We start from the raw sequence: 18,420 nt of genomic DNA on the forward strand, positions 1-18,420 counted from the left end.
GAGGTCAGTTTTTATATTTTTAATTTTATAGTTTGCTAGACTGTAACCCCTGAATAAACTGAACCACTTCAGGATTTACAAGTGACGATAAGTCTCCTAATTCTTTTCCTAAGTATGCAGCTTTAATGACACGTCTCATAACTTTGGAATTACGAGTTTTTGGTAAATCTTCTACAACGTGAATATCTTTAGGGCATAATGCTTTTCCAATATGAGAGTTTACTAAGCTCATTAATTCTTTCTTTAATTCTCCCGAGAAGATTACACCGTCTCGCAATACTACGAAGCAATGACAAACCTCACCTTTTACTTCGTCAGGGACACCAATTGCTGCTGCTTCTATTACATCATTATGTTTCACAAGAATAGATTCATATTCAGCAGGTCCAATACGTTTTCCAGCAATATTTAGCGTATCATCTGAACGTCCTGTTATGATATATTGTTCACCGTCATAAATGACCCAGTCACCATGCACCCATTTATTTTCAAAACGTGACCAATATGTGTTTACATAACGCTCATCATCTTCCCAGAAACTTTTCGTCATACCCACCCAAGGTTTTTCTAAACATAATTCTCCAACTTCATCACGAATCGGTTTACCTTGGTCATCGAGTACAACTGCTGCCATTCCTGGTAAAGATGCGTTAAAACTAATTGGTGCAATCGGCTTAATAAGGACATTCCCGAAAATCCCACCAGAAATTTCTGTTCCTCCTGAATAGTTACAAATTGGTACTTTCCCTTTTCCAACCGTTTCAAATAGCCACATCCATGGATCTGGATTCCAAGGCTCTCCTGTTGATGCGAATACTTCTAAACTCTTTAACGAGTGTTTATTTACATACTCATCACCTTTTGACATTAACGCACGGATTAATGTTGGTGAAATACCAAGATGAGTAATTTTATATTTATCGACTGTCTCCCATAAGCGGTCTGCCTCTGGGAAATCTGGAACGCCTTCGTACATAACCATCGTTGCTCCATTAATAAAAGAACCGAATAATAAAAATGGCCCCATCATCCAGCCCATATCGGTTACCCATAATACCCGGTCGCCTTGTTTTATATTCATACCAAATCCCGCATCAAATGCAGATTTTAGCGGGAAACCAGCATGCGTGTGTACTGTTCCCTTCGGTTTTCCAGTCGTTCCTGATGTATAAATGAGCATTAACGGATCATCACTATGCATTTCTTCAGCATGTGTGAATGGTTTTTCTTTTTCTAACGTACTCCATGAAAAATCATAGTTATGCGGTGTAAAATCATTTCCTGCATGACGAACAATTACAACCTTTTCAACTGTTGGGCAATGTTCACAAGCTTTATCTACTTCATCTTTTAAAGAAACAATTTTCCCACGACGTGAAAATCCATCTGCAGTAATAATCATTTTTGAACCAGCTGCTTGTACGCGAGTCATAACTGCATCAGCAGCAAATCCTGAAAATATTGGCGAAATAATCGCTCCAATTTTCATTACAGCTAGCATAGCAACAACTGTTTCAGGAATCATCGGCATATAAATTGTTACACGATCGCCTTTCTCAATACCTGCATGTTTTAAGCCATTTGCAACACGGCTTACCCAGCTATCAAGCTCTTCATACGTAAATGACTTCGTTGTTCCATTTTCTCCTTCATACATAAGTGCTGGCTGTGTTTTTGTTTCATCGTCAGCAAGCCAGCGAGATAAAGCAGATTCTACTACATTACAAGTTCCCCCATTATACCACTGTGCAAAAGGTGTACCATTTTCTAAATCTAATACTTCTGTATATGGTTTCATCCACTGATAGCCAACCGCTTTCTCAGCTTCTCCCCAAAACCACGCTGTTTCTTCAATCGACTTATTATAAAAAGCTTCGTAATCTTCATAGCCTAATGATTTCATCCAACTAAATAAACGCGTTTTTTCTTTATATTCTTCTGTTGGAAACCAAACTGCTTGTTTCAATGTTTTCCCCTCCTTGACTTTTTGAGCAAGAAAGCCCTAAATAGGGCTTTTAAACTGGATATACAGGATGTTTGCGATCCGTGAACACTTGATATTTACTCATATACATTTCGAATCGTCCTTTTAACTCTTCACGTAAATTGTTTGGATGAACAATACCATCAATCACCATCTCTGATGCTAAATGATAAATATCAATATCTTTCTTATACTCTTCACGTTTTTCAGCAATGAAGCTTGCACGTTCTTCTTCTGGTAAAGCTGCAATTTTATTTGCATATACAGCATTGACCGCTGCTTCTGGACCCATTACTGCAATAGAAGCTGTCGGTAATGCTAAGCAGCAATCTGGTTCAAAGGCTGGACCTGCCATTGCATATAAACCAGCGCCATATGCTTTACGAACAACGATAGAAATTTTCGGTACAGTTGCTTCACTCATTGCAGAGATCATTTTTGCACCGTGACGAATAATACCAGCACGTTCTACTTTTGTACCAATCATAAATCCAGGTACATCTGCAAGGAATAATAATGGAATATGATATGCATCACATAAATTAATGAATTTCGCTGCTTTATCAGCTGAATCGTGGAATAAAACGCCGCCCTTCATACGCGGCTGATTTGCAATAATGCCGATAGGCTTACCATCGATGCGTGCTAAACCTGTAATTAGTTCTTGAGCGAATAATTTTTTCACTTCAAAGAAAGAGCCTTCATCAATAATTCTATTAATAAGATCCTTCATATTGAAAGGAGCATTTTGATTTTCTGGAATGATTTCTTCTAACGTTTTATCGAACTGTTTCGGTTCTTGAGGTGTAATCAAAGGAGTCTTTTCTAAATAGTTACTTGGAAAATATGAAATATATTGTCTTGCTTGAGTAATTGCATCTTCTTCTGTTTTACATAAAACATCTCCGCATCCTGATACTGAGCAATGCATACGAGCTCCACCCATTTCTTCTAAAGTTACCTTCTCACCGATAACCATTTCAGCCATACGCGGGGAGCCTAAATACATTGATGCATTTCCTTCAACCATCATAACAACATCACAAAATGCTGGAATATACGCACCACCAGCTGCTGAAGGTCCAAATAATAAGCAAATTTGCGGAACTTTACCTGATAATTTCACTTGATTATAAAAGATTCTTCCTGCACCACGGCGTCCAGGGAACATTTCAACTTGATCTGTTATACGTGCCCCAGCAGAGTCAACTAAATAAAATAACGGCACGCGTAACTTCTCAGCCGTTTCTTGAATACGTAAAATCTTTTCAACTGTACGTGATCCCCATGATCCGGCCTTAACTGTTGAATCATTTGCCATTACACACGCAGTACGACCATGTATTTTACCAGTCGCAGTTACAACACCATCAGCTGGTAGTCCTGTTTGTTCACAATTTGCAAATAATGCATCTTCCACATATTCGCCATTATCAAATAAAAGAGCTAAACGATCGCGAACAAAAAGTTTTCCCTTTGCTTTGTTTTGTTCATGATATTTCGGTGCTCCGCCTTGCTTAATTGTTTCAACTCGTTCCTCAAATGAATTAGATTGTTGTTTTTGGTCTAACATATTTACTCCCCCTTATACATAGGCTTGCGTTTTTCCTTAAATGCCTGTAATCCTTCTAATCTATCTTTCGTATGGATTACACCCTCATACGCTTGTTTTTCCATTTGTAATCCGGTATGTAAATCTACTTGAATACCATTTGAAATTGCCTCTTTTGCTAATCGAACAGCAATTGGACCATTACTAGCAATTCGCTCTGCAATTTCAATTGCTTTCTCCTCTAGTAAATCAGCTGGTACGACGAATTCTACTAAACCATATTCTTTCGCTTCTTGCGCTGAAATACGTCTTCCTGTATAAATTAACTCTTTCGCTCTACCTACCCCTATTAATCTTGGCAAGCGCTGCGTACCACCTGCTCCTGGTATAATTGCAAGTGAAGTTTCCGTAAGACCAAGGCTTGCGGAGTCAGAAGCCATTCTAAAATCACAAGCTAAGCTTAATTCAGTACCACCACCAAGAGCGATTCCATTTATAGCGGCAATTACAGGCTGTGGTAATTGTTCAACCATCTCCATAGTAGAACGAATCATACCAACAGCATGGCGAACTTGTTCTTCATTCATGCCAGCGCGTTCTTTTAAATCAGCACCAGCACAAAACGCTTTTTCACCAGCCCCTGTTAAAATAACTACGCGTGTATTCGTTTCTTCGTTTATTTGAGTTAATATAGTTTGTAATTCGTCTAATAATGCTAAAGATAATGAGTTTGCTTGTTTTTCACGATTTAACGAAATCTTTACAACGTGCGGTGTAACATATTCAACTGATATGTTTTGTAGTTGTAGCATCTTCTCACCTACTTATCGTTTTATGTTGAAGCGCTCTATACACATGACTCGGTAATTGGATGTTTAATTTACTTTGAATAAATTGACTAGCCCTCAATAACTTTTCTTCATCTATATTTGTTTGGACCCCTAACTTATGGAGCATATGTACTAAGTCATCAGTTGCAACATTACCCGATGCTCCCGGTGCATAAGGACAGCCTCCAAGTCCACCACAAGAACTATCAAACGTTGTAATACCATATTCTAAAGACTTAACTACATTTGCAAGTGCCATTCCATACGTATTATGAAAATGCATTGCAAACTGCGAAGCATCATACTTCTTTAATAGGTGCTCCAATACTTGCTCTACTTGTAACGGATTTGCTACACCAATCGTGTCACCAAGAGAGATTTCATAAATGCCATATGAAAATAGTTGATTACATAATTCATCAACAGCTTCTACACTTATATCCCCTTCATAAGGGCAGCCAAACACAGTAGAAACATATCCTCTTACTTTTTTCCCTTCAAACATTGCTTGTTTCGTTAAATCTTCGATCACTGCTAATGCTTCCTTGATTGATTTATTAATATTACTTTTATTATGAGATTCACTTGCTGATAAAAAAACATTCACCTCATCTACATTTTGCAAAAAAGCTCGTTCCAAACCATTTTGATTTGGAACAAGCGCTGCATATGTAACATTTGGATCCCTTTTTAGCTCAGAAAATACATCACTTGCATCTGCTAATGCAGGAACCCATTTAGGGTGAACGAATGAGGAAACTTCAACGTACGACAATCCCGCTTCTGTAAGTAGTTGAATCCATTTTACTTTATCTTTTGTGCCAACAATCTTTTTTTCATTCTGTAAGCCATCACGTGGCCCTACTTCTTTAATGACAGCAAAATTAGGTAGTTTCAATTCGCTTCCCCCTATATCTCCCTATTCAATTTCTAGTAATACATCTCCTTCATTTACAAAATCGCCTTCTTGCACGTTTATTTTCATAACCGTTCCAGCGTCTTCTGAAATGATTGGAATTTCCATTTTCATAGATTCCAAAATGACGACATCCTGCTCTTCCTCTACTGTATCTCCTACTCCTACAACTATCTTCCAAACATTTCCTGCCATCGATGCATATACTTTCGTCATCATTTTTTCCCCCTTAATATTCATAAACCTTATTTTTTAACAAGTTGTTTCGTTACAAAACCCGTTGTATAAATACCACTTTTGAATACATCGTCTTCCAATACTTGCAGTAGCATCGGTGTATTTGTTTTAATACCTTCTACTTTTAACTCTTCTAGAGCATTTTCTAATTTTGAAATTGCCTCTTCACGAGTTTCACCATGAGCAATGACTTTTGCAATCATTGGATCATAGAAAGGTGTAATTGTTACATTATTCTCTAAAAAGTGATCAATACGTACACTTGTCGGTAGCGTTAAATCTGTAATTTTCCCTGGTGATGGGAAGAATGTTTTCGGATCTTCTGCATAAATACGAGCCTCAATGGCATGACCACTACGTTTTACATCATCCTGTGTAAATGATAGCTTTTCACCGCATGCAATAAGGAGTTGTTGTTCAACAAGGTCTAAACCAGTAATTTCTTCCGTAACTGGATGTTCTACTTGTAATCTCGTATTCATCTCTAAGAAATAGAAGTTTTTCTGATCATCTACAAGAAACTCAACTGTACCTGCATTTGTATAACCAAGAGCTTTAGCAGCTTGTACAGCAACTTCTCCCATAGCTTTTCGTGTACCTTCATCTAAAAATGGTGAAGGTGCTTCTTCAATTACTTTTTGATTTCGGCGCTGTACTGAACATTCGCGTTCCCATAAATACACTGTATTACCATGAGTATCTGCTAAAAGCTGAATTTCAATATGGTGTGCATCTGCTATATAGCGCTCTAAATACATTTCACCGTTACCAAAGAAGTTTTGTGCTCTTGTTTTATTACTTTCAAATGCTTTGGTGAGCGTTTGCTCAGTTTCCATCAACTGCATTCCAATGCCTCCGCCGCCCGCGGATGCCTTAAGCATTAATGGATAACCAATTTGTTTTGCAATTTCAATTGCTTCTTCAGCAGTTTCAATATTTGTAGTTATACCTGGAACTACTGGTACATCTGCTGCTTGCATTGCTATACGTGATTCAATTTTACTTCCCATCTTCGTAATGATTTCTTCTGAAGGGCCAATAAATACGATTCCTTCTTCTTTACAGCGAATCGGAAAAGATGGATTCTCTGATAATAATCCGTACCCCGGATGGATTGCTTCAGCATTTGTCTTCTTAGCTATTTCAATAATTTTTTCAAGATTTAAATAGCTTTCTTGGACACGTGGCCCACCTACTAAGTAAGCCTCATTTGCCATTTTCACATGAAGGGCATTTTCATCTGCCTCAGAATAAATAGCAACGGTACGAATTCCAAGTTTTTGACAAGTTTTCATAATGCGAACTGCGATTTCCCCGCGATTAGCAATTAATATTTTTTGAAACATAGTGATTCCTCCTTTTTATCTACATCCTAAATGTCTTGCAATTACGAGACGTTGAATTTCAGAAGTTCCTTCACCAATTTCTAACAGTTTTGCATCACGAATATGTCGTTCAACTTCATATTCACGCATATAGCCATATCCACCATGAATTTGTACTGCTTGATTTGCTATACGACTTGCTGCTTCAGAGGCAAACAGTTTTGCCATAGCCGCTTCTTTACCGAAAGGTTTATCATTATCTTTTAACCAAGCTGCCTTATGTACTAAATTACGCGCTAATTCCACTTCAGTCGCCATATCAGCTAATTTAAATTGAATCGCTTGGAAATTAGAAATTGCTTTTCCAAATTGTTGACGTTCTTTCGCATATTGCAGAGCACGTTCAAATGCAGATTGTGCAATACCTACTGCTAATGCTGCGATTGAAATACGTCCTCCATCAAGTGTATATAAGAATTGTTTAAATCCTTTATTTACATCACCAAGTATATTTTCTTTCGGTACACGCACACCATCAAGTACGATTTCACAAGTATTAGAAGCGCGAACACCCATCTTATCGTAAGGACTTGAAATCGTTAATCCTTCACTAGTAGTCGGTACAATGAATGCAGAAATACGTTTTTTACCATTCTCTTCAACACCGTTGATAGCGGTTACAATGATTGTATTTGCATACTCTGCATTTGTAATCCAACACTTTTCGCCACTAATTACATATTCATCGCCATCTAAAATTGCTTTCGTCTGTGTGCCTCCTGCATCAGATCCAGCGTTTGGCTCCGTTAATCCGAAGGCACCTAATGTTTTACCTGATGCCATTGGAACTAAATACTTTTGCTTTTGTTCTTCTGTACCGAAATAATAAATTGGAGAAGCTCCTAATGAAATTGTTGCAGCGTAGCTTAAACCTGTCCCACCACAAGCACGACCAATTTCTTCAACTGCTAACGCGTACGATACTGTATCGCCACCTGAACCTCCATACTCTTCTGGGAATGGGATGCCTAATAATCCTAGTTCGCCCATTTTTTGAAATGTTTCATATGGAAATTCCGCAGTTTTGTCATAATATACAGCCTTCGGTGCGATTTCCTTTTCAGCAAAGTCACGTACCATTTCTTTAATCATTTGTTTTTCGCGAGTTAGAGTAAATTCCATTCCGCTACACACCCCTTATCGAATATTGAGTTTCGACAGCGTGCGAGTTTGTACTACAAACATTACTACTTAAAAGACAAAAAAATTAGTTAGACAATTGCTACAATTCTGTCATAACTCAATTTTAAAACAGATTCTGTACTAATGCACAAAAAAATTCCTACATTGTTCTACAACAACATAGGTAGTTTCATGTCGAATTATGTATTTTTTTTGTTTAATAATCTCTATTTTTTCCCGAATCAAAGATTTTCACTAACACCTTAGGATGTGATTCGAAATATGTTTATTTTAATAAATACTTTTCATCAAACCGTATTGCCTACGATTTTAATATGGTAATCAAACTGCTAACTGTTTTTCGCTTCTCTGCATATTTATAAAGTTCTTCTAGCATATGCTCATACATTTTAAAGCTGTGTTTTATAATACCTAAAAATAAGCTCACATACATTTCAATTTGATAAATAACGCGGCGTATGCATTAATAACTAATAAAAATTCTTCCTATAATTTTTAAACACTACCTTCTGCATTAGCAACATTACATCCTAATTCTTAATCCTTCACTTTGTTATATGTCATAAATATAGATCTTTAATCAGGTTTAAAATTAAAATGACATTCATATTTCAATTAATTTTTAACCTTTTAAAATGCGCGATTGTTAATAGATATTTAAACAAATGTTCACGAGTAATAAAATTCGACAATCTATTTTCTTAATCACCTAATTTTAACTTTTAATTTAATCGATTTTTTTCGATTTCATTTCATGTCGTGTAAAAGAACCTTTATTACTCCGAATATTACCTTAAAGTTAATCCGATTAAATTCATAAACTGTGCGCATACTTACTTCTGCTAGAAAACTATCAACGCTTTCGCTTTTGAAAGCGATAAAGCCCGCTATTTTTTACAGCACCCACAGAACGTTCTCCGATTAACACTGAGTTCTTATGTTAATTCATCCTGTAGTCTATTGTTGTGATTTATTGTTTTCACTCGTTTAACTTAGCCAATATTACGTTACGCCTCTTTTCTGAAATAGAAAAAAGGCAATCGATTTTAAATCGATCGCCTTAAATTTTGTGTTTCTTTTGTAGTTCTTATACCATATTATAATGTTCAATTGAAAGTCCTTATTAGACTACTCCAGTGTAATCAGATAGCCATAGAGCCGTTAACGTTCTATTTTTGCTTGATTTTAAATTTCCTAGAAGAATTAACGGTAGGTGTGTATTAATCGGACCTGATAGTAATTCATTCCTTTGAGCAACTTGAACAATCGGAGGATTTTGCATGATTTATTTTATTAACTCCGCGGTATTAATCCGTATAATATAAATTGAATCGTATTTTCAATTTCCACTTCATCGTCCCATTTCTCTTCAGGCAATAATAAAAATCGAGTTAAGAGTAATCCTAGTACAGCTGATAAAGTAAGACGTAATACGGAAGATGGTGGTATTTCAATAATTTTCCCATCTTCTTGAAACTTCACAATTAACTTCTTAAAATGTGAAAGTAGTTCTGTTTCCACTAATTGCTGTATTTCACTTTTTAGTTCTGGTTGAAATGGTACTTCTTGAATTAATATTTTTATCATTGGAAAGTGCTTTTTGGCAAATTCAAATCTATTATTAATTACTACTCTTAAAAGTCCTTCATATGATTCATAATTAGTTTTAAATATTTCTTTTGCAAAAGCTTGTACGAAAAATGGTGCAGCGAACTTTGTTAAAGTTGGCATTACGACCGCTAACAATAAATCTTTTTTCGTTTTATAGTAGCGGAAGATCGTTCCTTCCGCTACACCCGCTCGCTTTGCAATTTCATTTGTTGAAGTTGCAGCGTACCCTTTTTGCCCAAACATATCAACAGCTGCCTCTAATATACGCATTTGACGTTCATTTCGTTTATCAGTATTTGTTGCAGCAATTAATTCTTCAAGCCAATCCTTCCTCATTTATAAAGCTCCTTTTTGTCATCATTATATTTTACGATGTTTCTTTAAAGCAAATACATTTCCTACTGCAAATAATAGTGAAAAAAGAAGTAAAACAGTAAGATCTACTGCAATCTCTTTAAATCCTTGATTTCGAATCATCACTTGTCTCATTGCGTCAGCACCATATGTGAGGGGAAATAATTTTCCTAACATTTGTAACCACTTATTCATGGATTCAATTGGAAACAACCCAGAAAAGAAAACTTGCGGTACGATAACAAGCGGTATAAACTGGATCATTTGAAATTCATTATTTGCGTATGCCGATAGAAATGTACCTAATGTTAGGGCAGTTAAAGAAAGCATACATGTAATAAGTAAAGTCAACCAGATGGAGCCTGCTACATATAAGTCTAAAATATAAACCGAAAAACTTACGATAATGATAGATTGTATAAATGCAAAGATTCCAAAACCAATAATATATCCTACAACTATTTCCCATCTTCTCACTGGTGTGGACAATAATCTCTCTAATGTACCACTTAAACGTTCTCTTACAAAAGATACTCCTGACAATATGAATACAAAGAAAAATGTAAAGAAACCGATTAATACGGGACCAAGTCCGTCAAACATCGTAAAGTCTTTAGATCCATGTAAATAATTAACTTCAGGCTTCATAATTGATACATCATTTTTCTCTGTGCTTTTTTGCAATACTTGAAGTACAGCACGATTTTTTGATGAATCACTGCCTTCTAATAGAAGATTCATCTTTCCATTTTCTAAATGAATTACTGCATCTACCTTTTGCTTTTCTAACTCCGAAATTGCTTTCTCTTTGCTATATTCATAAATTGATGCTTCTTGATTCTTCATCGCTTTTACTATAGGAGCAGGCACATCAACTACAGCTATATGCGGTATATAATCTTTTTGTGTAAATACTAGAGACAATAACCAAAGCAATAACATAGGTGCCCCAAACATCATTGCTAAAGAACGCTTATCTCGAAAAAATTGACGAATGATACGGATAATTACACCATTAACTCTCATGATTCAATCACTCCTTCTAACAAAAAGACATCCTCAATTCGTCCAGATGATGTTTGTTTTTTCAATTCCTCGGGTGTGCCAATCGCAACTAAATCCCCTTCTCTAATTAACCCTAGTCGTTCGCAAAACTCAGCTTCATCCATAATGTGTGTTGTTACAATAATAGTTGTGCCTTTCTTTTTAAGATCATAAAACTTCTCCCAAATCGACTTTCGAAGAAGCGGATCTATCCCAACTGTTGGCTCATCTAAAATTAATATTTCTGGTTCATGAAGAAGTGCTATCGCCAATGATAAACGCTTTTTCATTCCACCTGAAAAATGCTGCACTTGCTTTTTCAGATGCTGTGACAATTGTACAAGTTCAAAAACTTCTTCTATTCTCTCTTTTTTTCGCTTACCTTTCAATCCATACATCGTTGCAATAAAATCTGCATTTTCATATGCTGATAGTTCTTCGTATAAAGCATCAGCCTGAGCCATATAACCAATTCTTTTCATTTCATTTAAATTAGGCATGTTTGTATTGAAAACAATTACATCCCCTGTAGTTGACTCATTAATACCTGCAATCATTTTAATAAGCGTCGTTTTCCCTGATCCGGAAGGTCCAACCAATCCAAAAATTTCCGCTTTTTCTACTTGCAACGAAAGATTGTGCAAAACTTCTTTTTTTCCAAATTTTTTTGATACATCTCGTAAAATAATTGAAGGTTGCTGCACTCAAAATCCCCCTTTTTCATAAAATGAGTGAGTACTCACTTTTATTTTACTCTCGAGTTGTTATATGTCAAACTTAATTCATTACTATTTATTACTATTTATTTTTGGCCAACAACTACACAATGAAACAGAGTCGACATTAGAATAATTTTTCTTAAAGTCGACTCTGTTTCATTTTGAACCATTACTTCTTATCTATGTTTTTAAATTCATATATTTTCTAATTCTAGCTACATCTAAAGAATATTCGATAATTAATTGCTGTATTGGTAAAATAACCGTTTCAGGATATAAATGTGCATATTGCAATGTTTCCGTATACTTTTCTAATCTTTTTTCTAAATATTTTACAATTTGTTCAGGATGACTTACCAATAAACATTTACAATAATAATGAATTTGTTCTTCAATTGCCGTATATTCTTCAATTTCAAATTCTTTATGCATGTGTACACCCCTTTATATTTTTAATATCGTTTAATAATAACCATTTTAACTCGACTAATTTTTGATTTTTTTGATTATTTACACTATAACAAACTCATTAGGTCAAATTTTGTTACTTTATGTAGCCTGGAAAAATTTTAACAAATTTGTAATAGAAACTTGTACTAAAGTAAAGGTATCTTTACTTAATAATTAATTTCCCTTCAAAATAAAAAAGCCGCACAGATTAATTTAACTGTACGACTACAATTTCTGGCCTATTGAAAATTCTTTGCGGGATTATACTATTCCCCAGTCCTCTACTGACTATCATGGACGTATTTTGCTTCATGTATAAACCTGCAGTATATTTAGGCAATATACCCTGATTAGGAGCAACCAGCCCACCTATAAATGGTAGCAAAAATTCAGGTCTGTGAGAAAGTAGTACCTTATATCCATCTGGATTTACTTCATTTTTCACTTTAACAATCTCATTTTTTACTATAGATCCTTCATTATGGTTTCCACTAGTAAATTCAGGATCATCTATACCTAACAAATATATTTCCTGTCCGTCTTTTTGAATGTTTATATGTTCATTTCTTAAAACAGTGACATGGTTTTTCTTCAATTCTTTCTCTAAACTGCTATATTTCCCTGACCACTTTTCATGATTTCCTGTCACAAAATATACCGGATATTCCTTTACAAGCTCTCGTATTACTTGCAAACTAACTTCTGCATCGTATGATTTACTGTCTATTAAATCACCCGTTATAGTAATGATATCAGGTTTAATACTTTTTACTTTTTTAATTAACACGTCTTGATTATCGCCAAATTTTTTATTATGTAAGTCTGAAAGCTGGAGGATTTTATAGCCTTTAAAAGAGGAGGGAATTTTACTAGATGTTGTTTTAATTTCACTTACACTTATTAAATTGTTCTGCAAATATAAAAATATACTAATACCCACTAACGTACCAATAATCAATATGATTCTATTAATATTTTTTTTCATAGTTTCTCCTAAAAGATTTTCATTAATTTAACATATAGAATTATTTATCTTTTTTATTTTTAGCACCAAAATCCATTAATATTTCCTTACTACTTTATTACTTCAATATGTATTAAACTGCTTTCCATAACGATAACACAAATATCGAGTTCGGATCACCATATCATTGGAATCTTGAATGGCTTCGTATGTCTTCCTGTTATATATTACCTTATCAAATTTTACAAATGAAGATTTCGGATTCCATTCTTAAAATGATAAAAGTCGTTCCAATTATCAAGAAAACAATGAATGAAATTGACACGATTGGAATTCCATTTTTAGATTTGCAAGGAAAATATTTAATTCCTATCCTTAAAAAAGATGTTATGTTTTTCAATCTTATAAATAAGCCCCAAAATATAGGCCGGATAATCTTACACCTTGCGCTTCCGCTTAAAAACTCCAACCAAAAACTAAACACTTTTATACTGGTACTGAATGCGACAAGGGCGATAGATGTTAATTTTCAAAAAGGAATGTTTGTACTTAATTTCGATATTAACACTAATGTAACCTTAATAGAAAAAGCATTGGTCATTTCACCTTATAGACATGCCCTTTTATTAAAAGATTTACACAAGCATAATGCTTCGAGAAGAAACAAAAAAGGACCGTATTCCAGTCCTCTTTCTATTTATATGTTGTCAATTTAAAAACCTTCAGCATACGCATTTTGCTTTAGGCTCAACCTGTCTTGTCAGTTTAGTAGGCATGTAGCTTTTTTCTCTTCCCCTATATTTATTATCTCCGAATCTGTCCATTTCCACGAATCACATATTTTGTGGAAGTCAATGCAGGAAGCCCCATTGGTCCCCTTACGTGTAACTTTTGCGTACTGATGCCGATTTCTGCGCCGAAGCCAAATTCAAAACCATCAGTAAAACGAGTCGAAGCATTATGGTAGAGTGCCGCGGCATCGACGGATGTAAAAAATTTGCTGACGTTTTCCTCATTCTCTGTAATAATCGCTTCAGAATGCATGGATCCATAAGTATTTATATGATTAATTGCTTCTTCGGCAGAGGAAACCACTTTGACTGCCAGCGTGAGAGATAAAAATTCTGTTCCCCAGTCTTCTTCTGAAGCCGGTATAATAGAAGAATCAATTTCTAATACTTTATTATCTCCACGTAGCTCTACTCCTCTTTCCTTCAAGGAAGAAAATAGTATGCTACCAAATCGCTGCGCCCAATTTTCATGAAGTATAATCGTTTCAATTGCATTACAAACAGATGGACGCTGCGTTTTGGCGTTTATGATAATATCAAATGCCATTTGTTTATCTGCTGTTTCATCAATGAAAACGTGACAATTTCCCGCACCTGTTTCTAGTACTGGAACAGAAGCTTCTCTCACTACAGTATCTATTAACTGTTTGCCACCTCTTGGGATTAGAACATCCAAGTACTCGTTTAATGTAAACAGCTGCTTTGCGCTATCTCGTGACGTATCTTCTATGAGCTGTACGCTTTCTGGAGGTAAGCTCGTTTTTTTGAGCGCTCGGTGAATAACAGCCACGATGGCTTTGTTGGAATACGTAGCGGAAGAACTACCACGCAAGATCACTGCATTTCCTGTTTTTAAGCAAATTGTGGCCGCATCTACCGTCACATTTGGCCGCGCCTCGTATATCATCCCGACAACACCTAGTGGCACACGCATCTCCTGAATAGATAATCCATTGACCCTTTCCCATGCACTTACACACTCTCCAACAGGATCACGCAAATCAATTAGTTGCTTGATACCCTCTGTCATATCAATAATACGCTGTTCATTCAGCATAAGGCGATCAAGGAGAGAAGCAGAAAATCCTTTTGCCTTACCTCCTTCAATATCCCGTATGTTCTCCTCTAAAATATAAGCTGTTTCTATTATCAATTGATCAGCAATCGCGGCAAGTGCTTCGTTTTTTTGATCTGTAGATTTGAGCACAAGTTCTCTAGCAATCTTCTTTGCTTTTTGTCCTTTTGCCAACACTTCATTCATTTTCATTTCCTCCTTTTTAAAGATTAAAAGGTAACATTTGAGACCCGTTTAACTCCAGCAAAGCACTATCATCTAAGCCTTTCCTGCCTAGATATGCGTTGAATTTATTGAAGATTTAGAGTCAGATTTATAACGGTCGACTCTTCGCTCTACACTTGGATGAGTCCACTCTATTCTTAAAATGAAACCCAATTATCCCTATGGATGACTTCATAGCTATGCCTTTCACATCGCGCTTGAATGTCTTGGCTCTGCATACCTTTTAGATCCCTTAGTTCCTCTGCACTATATCTGCATTGCCCTTTCCCTATTACGCGCCCTTGTTGCGTTACGACCTCCACAACTTCGTCTGCTTGGAAGAACCCAGACACACTAGTAACACCAGCAGGAAGAAGACTCTTTCCATGCTGAATGATGGCAGCGGCTGCTCCAGCATCCACTTCGATTTGTCCGCTGACAAGCGAATGTAACGCAATCCACTGCTTATTCATCTTAATCACTTTTTGAGGGGCATTACCGATATACGTTCCATCACCTTTCCCCTTCAAAACATCTAAAAACTTCTCATGTCCACGACCTGTCCCGATAAATACACTCACCCCAAGAGAAATTGCCGTCTTTGCAGCATCGATTTTCGATTTCATACCGCCAGTTCCCAGTTTTGAGCCAGCATCACCAGCAAGAGAAGCGATTTCTTTCGTAACCTCAGGGAGGAAATAATATTTTTTCGCGTCTGCATTTTTCTGGGGATTCTGGTCATATAAACCATTCACATCCGTAAAAATCATGAGCATATCCGCCGAAACAAGCCCACTTACTAAAGCTGACAGCATATCATTATCACCAAAAGTCAACTCCTCTAAAGAAATAGAATCATTTTCATTGATTATAGGAAGAGCGGAACGGTTTAGTAGCTCCCCTAAAGTAGCATAAGCATTACTGTATTGTTCTTTTCTAGAAAAATCACTTCTCGTTAGTAAGAGTTGCGCGGTAACGATATCATATTTACGGAATTCCTCCGTGTATGCCTGCATTAACAAACTTTGTCCGACAGCAGCAGCAGCCTGTTTACCTTTAATTGTTACAGGTCGGTTAGGGTACCCTAGAGCAGAAAAACCTGCAGCGACGGCCCCAGATGTAATTAGCAAAACTTCATGTCCTTCCTGTTTCAATCTCGCCAAAGCTGCAACGTGATCTGAAAGTTGTTCCGCAGAGATGCCTCCATGATTAGTCGCCAAGGAACTGCTCCCGATCTTTACAACAATTCGTTGTTTTTTCACTTTTGTACCCCCTAGTCTAAAATCACAGCTTTTATAAATTGCACTTCTATACATGCAGTTTGCAGCAATGTTTCCTCTCATCAATGCTACGCCTATTAAAATAAAGAGCAAAATAAAAAATGACCGCTTCGCCCTTAATAAAAAGGACGAAACGGTCATTGTTCCGCGGTACCACCTTCATTGATATACACATATATATCCACTTAGCGCCTATAACGCAGGCGTACGCCTAAACTTTCATTTAAGACTCAGGGATAGGTTCGATACTTTCTATACGAGGAATCTTTCAGCCGGTGAATTCCACTCTCTTTCGCAAGAAGACATATGTACTAGTTCCCTTCAACGATTTTCAATTTAATTTTTATATATTATGCGATATAGTTTGTTTTTGTGTCAAGAGATATTTCGAAAATTTAATAGAGCGACAAGATTTTAGTATGAAATTATGTACAGACTGTATGAATATCATCATATCTAGAGAACGTTGATATAACTATACCTTATTGATTATTCATCAACATAAAGCCTTCTAAACATCTCTTAGCATGCAACAAATAGAGCAAGTCATGTCACAAATCCTCCAACTTCTCCTAATCCTTTATATAAATAATAGAATGTGTTGCTATTATCCAACATGATTTTTAATGTTATCAGGTGGTAGATAATACAAAAAATTTAATTATACTGCATGTACTTATATAGTATCAAATAAAATTAATTTCTTTATCTTTGGTATTGCAAAAAGGAATATACTCTCTTAAAATGTTTCTTTATATTGTATGGGATATTATTTAATTTTTTCAGAATAATAATTTCAAACCGATAAAATTGATTATAAAAGGAGCAAGATCGAGTTATTATGGACAAACAAATTGGATTCATCGGATGCGGAAATATGGGGATGGCTATGATCGGCGGGATGATAAACAAAAATATAGTGTCTTCAGATAAAATAATTTGTTCAGATTTAAACGTTACTAATTTAAAGAAAGCTAGTGAAAAATATGGCATAACTATAACTACTGACAACAATGAGGTAGCTAAAAATGCTGACATCTTAGTTTTGTCAATCAAGCCAGACCTATATTTATCAGTAATTAACGAAATAAAAGAGCAAATAAAAAACGATGTAATAGTCGTAACTATCGCTGCAGGAAAAAGCATTATGAGTACTGAGAATGCTTTTGGTAGAAAGTTAAGGATTGTAAGAGTAATGCCTAATACACCAGCTCTTGTTGGCGAAGGAATGTCTGCATTATGTCCTAATGAAATGGTTAAAGAAAAAGATTTAGAAGATATACTACACATTTTTAATAGTTTTGGCCAAACAGAGATAGTAAATGAAAAATTAATGGATGTTGTAACTTCTGTAAGTGGTTCTTCGCCAGCCTATGTATATATGTTTATAGAAGCCATGGCAGATGCTGCTGTACTGGATGGTATGCCAAGAAATCAAGCATATAAATTCGCAGCCCAGGCTGTATTAGGTTCTGCAAAAATGGTACTAGAGACAGGAATACACCCAGGTGCATTGAAAGATATGGTTTGTTCTCCAGGTGGAACGACAATAGAGGCTGTAGCAACATTAGAAGAAAAAGGCTTGAGAACAGCCATCATTTCAGCTATGAAACGTTGTACTCAAAAATCTGCTGAATTATCTAGTTTAACGGAAAACAATTAAGATAAAATTGCACAATTGTGTATACCTTGAAATAGTTGTAGACCATATTCACATTTGCTTTAGATAATCCCTTATTATCAGTAGTAAATAAAACGGACAAATTCATGCTTACTTGAGATTGTCCGTTTTATTTTTTTATTATTCTTAAATAATTTTATACCTTCCTAATTACATGTCTTTTTTTACCTCTAGTCTTCCCCACTTATTTCCCTCATAAG

The 18,420-nt window shown here is 35.7% G+C and carries 16 protein-coding genes, 1 pseudogene and 1 other annotated feature; of the genes and pseudogenes, 2 read left to right on the forward strand and 15 right to left on the reverse strand.

The window, feature by feature from the left end:
- Positions 1–25: 25 nt before the first annotated feature.
- The 13 genes from U860_RS0124265 to U860_RS0124320 all read right to left on the reverse strand — a co-directional run bounded on the left by U860_RS0124265 (position 26) and on the right by U860_RS0124320 (position 13,210).
- Positions 26–1,966 carry an AMP-binding protein gene (locus tag U860_RS0124265; RefSeq protein WP_025150550.1) on the reverse strand — a complete coding sequence of 647 codons (1,941 nt, stop codon included), beginning with the start codon at positions 1,964–1,966 and terminating at the stop codon, positions 26–28.
- A 49-nt stretch (positions 1,967–2,015) separates the two neighbouring features.
- Complete coding sequence (locus U860_RS0124270; protein ID WP_002119534.1) at positions 2,016–3,557, reverse strand: acyl-CoA carboxylase subunit beta; 1,542 nt, start codon at positions 3,555–3,557, stop codon at positions 2,016–2,018.
- A gap of 2 nt (positions 3,558–3,559) precedes the next feature.
- Complete coding sequence (locus U860_RS0124275) at positions 3,560–4,348, reverse strand: enoyl-CoA hydratase (RefSeq protein ID WP_025150551.1); 789 nt, start codon at positions 4,346–4,348, stop codon at positions 3,560–3,562.
- A 4-nt stretch (positions 4,349–4,352) separates the two neighbouring features.
- On the reverse strand, positions 4,353–5,264 hold the full coding sequence (mvaB, locus tag U860_RS0124280) for a hydroxymethylglutaryl-CoA lyase (protein ID WP_025150552.1): 912 nt from the start codon (positions 5,262–5,264) through the stop codon (positions 4,353–4,355).
- A 21-nt stretch (positions 5,265–5,285) separates the two neighbouring features.
- A complete protein-coding gene (locus U860_RS0124285; protein WP_025150553.1) occupies positions 5,286–5,501 on the reverse strand; it encodes an acetyl-CoA carboxylase biotin carboxyl carrier protein subunit in 216 nt (71 codons plus the stop codon).
- A gap of 26 nt (positions 5,502–5,527) precedes the next feature.
- Positions 5,528–6,865: an acetyl-CoA carboxylase biotin carboxylase subunit gene (locus U860_RS0124290; protein ID WP_002172029.1), complete on the reverse strand. Its 1,338-nt coding sequence runs from the start codon at positions 6,863–6,865 to the stop codon at positions 5,528–5,530.
- Between the two features lie 15 nt (positions 6,866–6,880).
- Positions 6,881–8,026 (reverse strand): acyl-CoA dehydrogenase, encoded by a 1,146-nt coding sequence (locus tag U860_RS0124295; protein ID WP_002172028.1) that lies wholly within the window; start codon positions 8,024–8,026, stop codon positions 6,881–6,883.
- A 1,144-nt stretch (positions 8,027–9,170) separates the two neighbouring features.
- Entirely contained in the window at positions 9,171–9,329 is a 159-nt protein-coding gene (locus U860_RS35695) for a hypothetical protein (protein WP_162791016.1), read from the reverse strand.
- 11 nt (positions 9,330–9,340) lie between these two features.
- Positions 9,341–9,994: a TetR/AcrR family transcriptional regulator gene (locus tag U860_RS0124300; protein ID WP_025150554.1), complete on the reverse strand. Its 654-nt coding sequence runs from the start codon at positions 9,992–9,994 to the stop codon at positions 9,341–9,343.
- 24 nt (positions 9,995–10,018) lie between these two features.
- Positions 10,019–11,038, reverse strand: coding sequence for an ABC transporter permease (locus U860_RS0124305; RefSeq protein WP_002172026.1), 1,020 nt, complete (start codon positions 11,036–11,038; stop codon positions 10,019–10,021).
- Complete coding sequence (locus U860_RS0124310) at positions 11,035–11,760, reverse strand: ABC transporter ATP-binding protein (RefSeq protein ID WP_025150555.1); 726 nt, start codon at positions 11,758–11,760, stop codon at positions 11,035–11,037. The genes U860_RS0124305 and U860_RS0124310 overlap by 4 nt, the downstream gene beginning before the upstream one ends.
- A 195-nt stretch (positions 11,761–11,955) precedes the next feature.
- On the reverse strand, positions 11,956–12,207 hold the full coding sequence (locus tag U860_RS0124315) for a hypothetical protein (protein WP_002172024.1): 252 nt from the start codon (positions 12,205–12,207) through the stop codon (positions 11,956–11,958).
- 226 nt (positions 12,208–12,433) lie between these two features.
- Complete coding sequence (locus tag U860_RS0124320; RefSeq protein WP_025150556.1) at positions 12,434–13,210, reverse strand: metallophosphoesterase; 777 nt, start codon at positions 13,208–13,210, stop codon at positions 12,434–12,436.
- A 254-nt stretch (positions 13,211–13,464) separates the two neighbouring features.
- Here U860_RS0124320 and U860_RS31920 point away from each other — a divergent pair.
- Positions 13,465–13,779 (forward strand): annotated as a pseudogene (locus U860_RS31920) (spore germination protein XA); the annotation flags it as partial.
- A 214-nt stretch (positions 13,780–13,993) separates the two neighbouring features.
- On the opposite strand, the gene U860_RS0124330 reads toward U860_RS31920, so the two are convergent.
- Complete coding sequence (locus tag U860_RS0124330) at positions 13,994–15,241, reverse strand: glutamate-5-semialdehyde dehydrogenase (RefSeq protein WP_025150558.1); 1,248 nt, start codon at positions 15,239–15,241, stop codon at positions 13,994–13,996.
- Positions 15,242–15,417: 176 nt separating this feature from the next.
- Positions 15,418–16,521, reverse strand: a complete 1,104-nt coding sequence (proB, locus tag U860_RS0124335) for a glutamate 5-kinase (RefSeq protein ID WP_025150559.1) — start codon at positions 16,519–16,521, stop codon at positions 15,418–15,420.
- 139 nt (positions 16,522–16,660) lie between these two features.
- Positions 16,661–16,873 (reverse strand) — a binding site (T-box leader).
- A gap of 507 nt (positions 16,874–17,380) precedes the next feature.
- On the opposite strand from proB, the gene proC reads away from it, so the two are divergent.
- A complete protein-coding gene (gene proC / locus U860_RS0124340) occupies positions 17,381–18,202 on the forward strand; it encodes a pyrroline-5-carboxylate reductase (protein WP_025150560.1) in 822 nt (273 codons plus the stop codon).
- Positions 18,203–18,420: the final 218 nt, after the last annotated feature.

This window comes from Bacillus sp. H1a (assembly GCF_000633475.1).
Lineage (GTDB): Bacteria > Bacillota > Bacilli > Bacillales > Bacillaceae_G > Bacillus_A > Bacillus_A paramycoides.

Coding starts and splice junctions, on each gene's coding strand:
- U860_RS0124305 (WP_002172026.1), bottom strand. CDS start 11,038: ATGAGAGTTAATGGTGTAATTATCCGTATCATTCGTCAATTTTTTCGA.
- U860_RS0124300 (WP_025150554.1), bottom strand. CDS start 9,994: ATGAGGAAGGATTGGCTTGAAGAATTAATTGCTGCAACAAATACTGAT.
- U860_RS0124315 (WP_002172024.1), bottom strand. CDS start 12,207: ATGCATAAAGAATTTGAAATTGAAGAATATACGGCAATTGAAGAACAA.
- U860_RS0124270 (WP_002119534.1), bottom strand. CDS start 3,557: ATGTTAGACCAAAAACAACAATCTAATTCATTTGAGGAACGAGTTGAA.
- U860_RS0124295 (WP_002172028.1), bottom strand. CDS start 8,026: ATGGAATTTACTCTAACTCGCGAAAAACAAATGATTAAAGAAATGGTA.
- U860_RS0124285 (WP_025150553.1), bottom strand. CDS start 5,501: ATGATGACGAAAGTATATGCATCGATGGCAGGAAATGTTTGGAAGATA.
- U860_RS35695 (WP_162791016.1), bottom strand. CDS start 9,329: ATGCAAAATCCTCCGATTGTTCAAGTTGCTCAAAGGAATGAATTACTA.
- U860_RS0124290 (WP_002172029.1), bottom strand. CDS start 6,865: ATGTTTCAAAAAATATTAATTGCTAATCGCGGGGAAATCGCAGTTCGC.
- proC (WP_025150560.1), top strand. CDS start 17,381: ATGGACAAACAAATTGGATTCATCGGATGCGGAAATATGGGGATGGCT.
- U860_RS0124330 (WP_025150558.1), bottom strand. CDS start 15,241: ATGAATGAAGTGTTGGCAAAAGGACAAAAAGCAAAGAAGATTGCTAGA.
- U860_RS0124320 (WP_025150556.1), bottom strand. CDS start 13,210: ATGAAAAAAAATATTAATAGAATCATATTGATTATTGGTACGTTAGTG.
- U860_RS0124275 (WP_025150551.1), bottom strand. CDS start 4,348: ATGCTACAACTACAAAACATATCAGTTGAATATGTTACACCGCACGTT.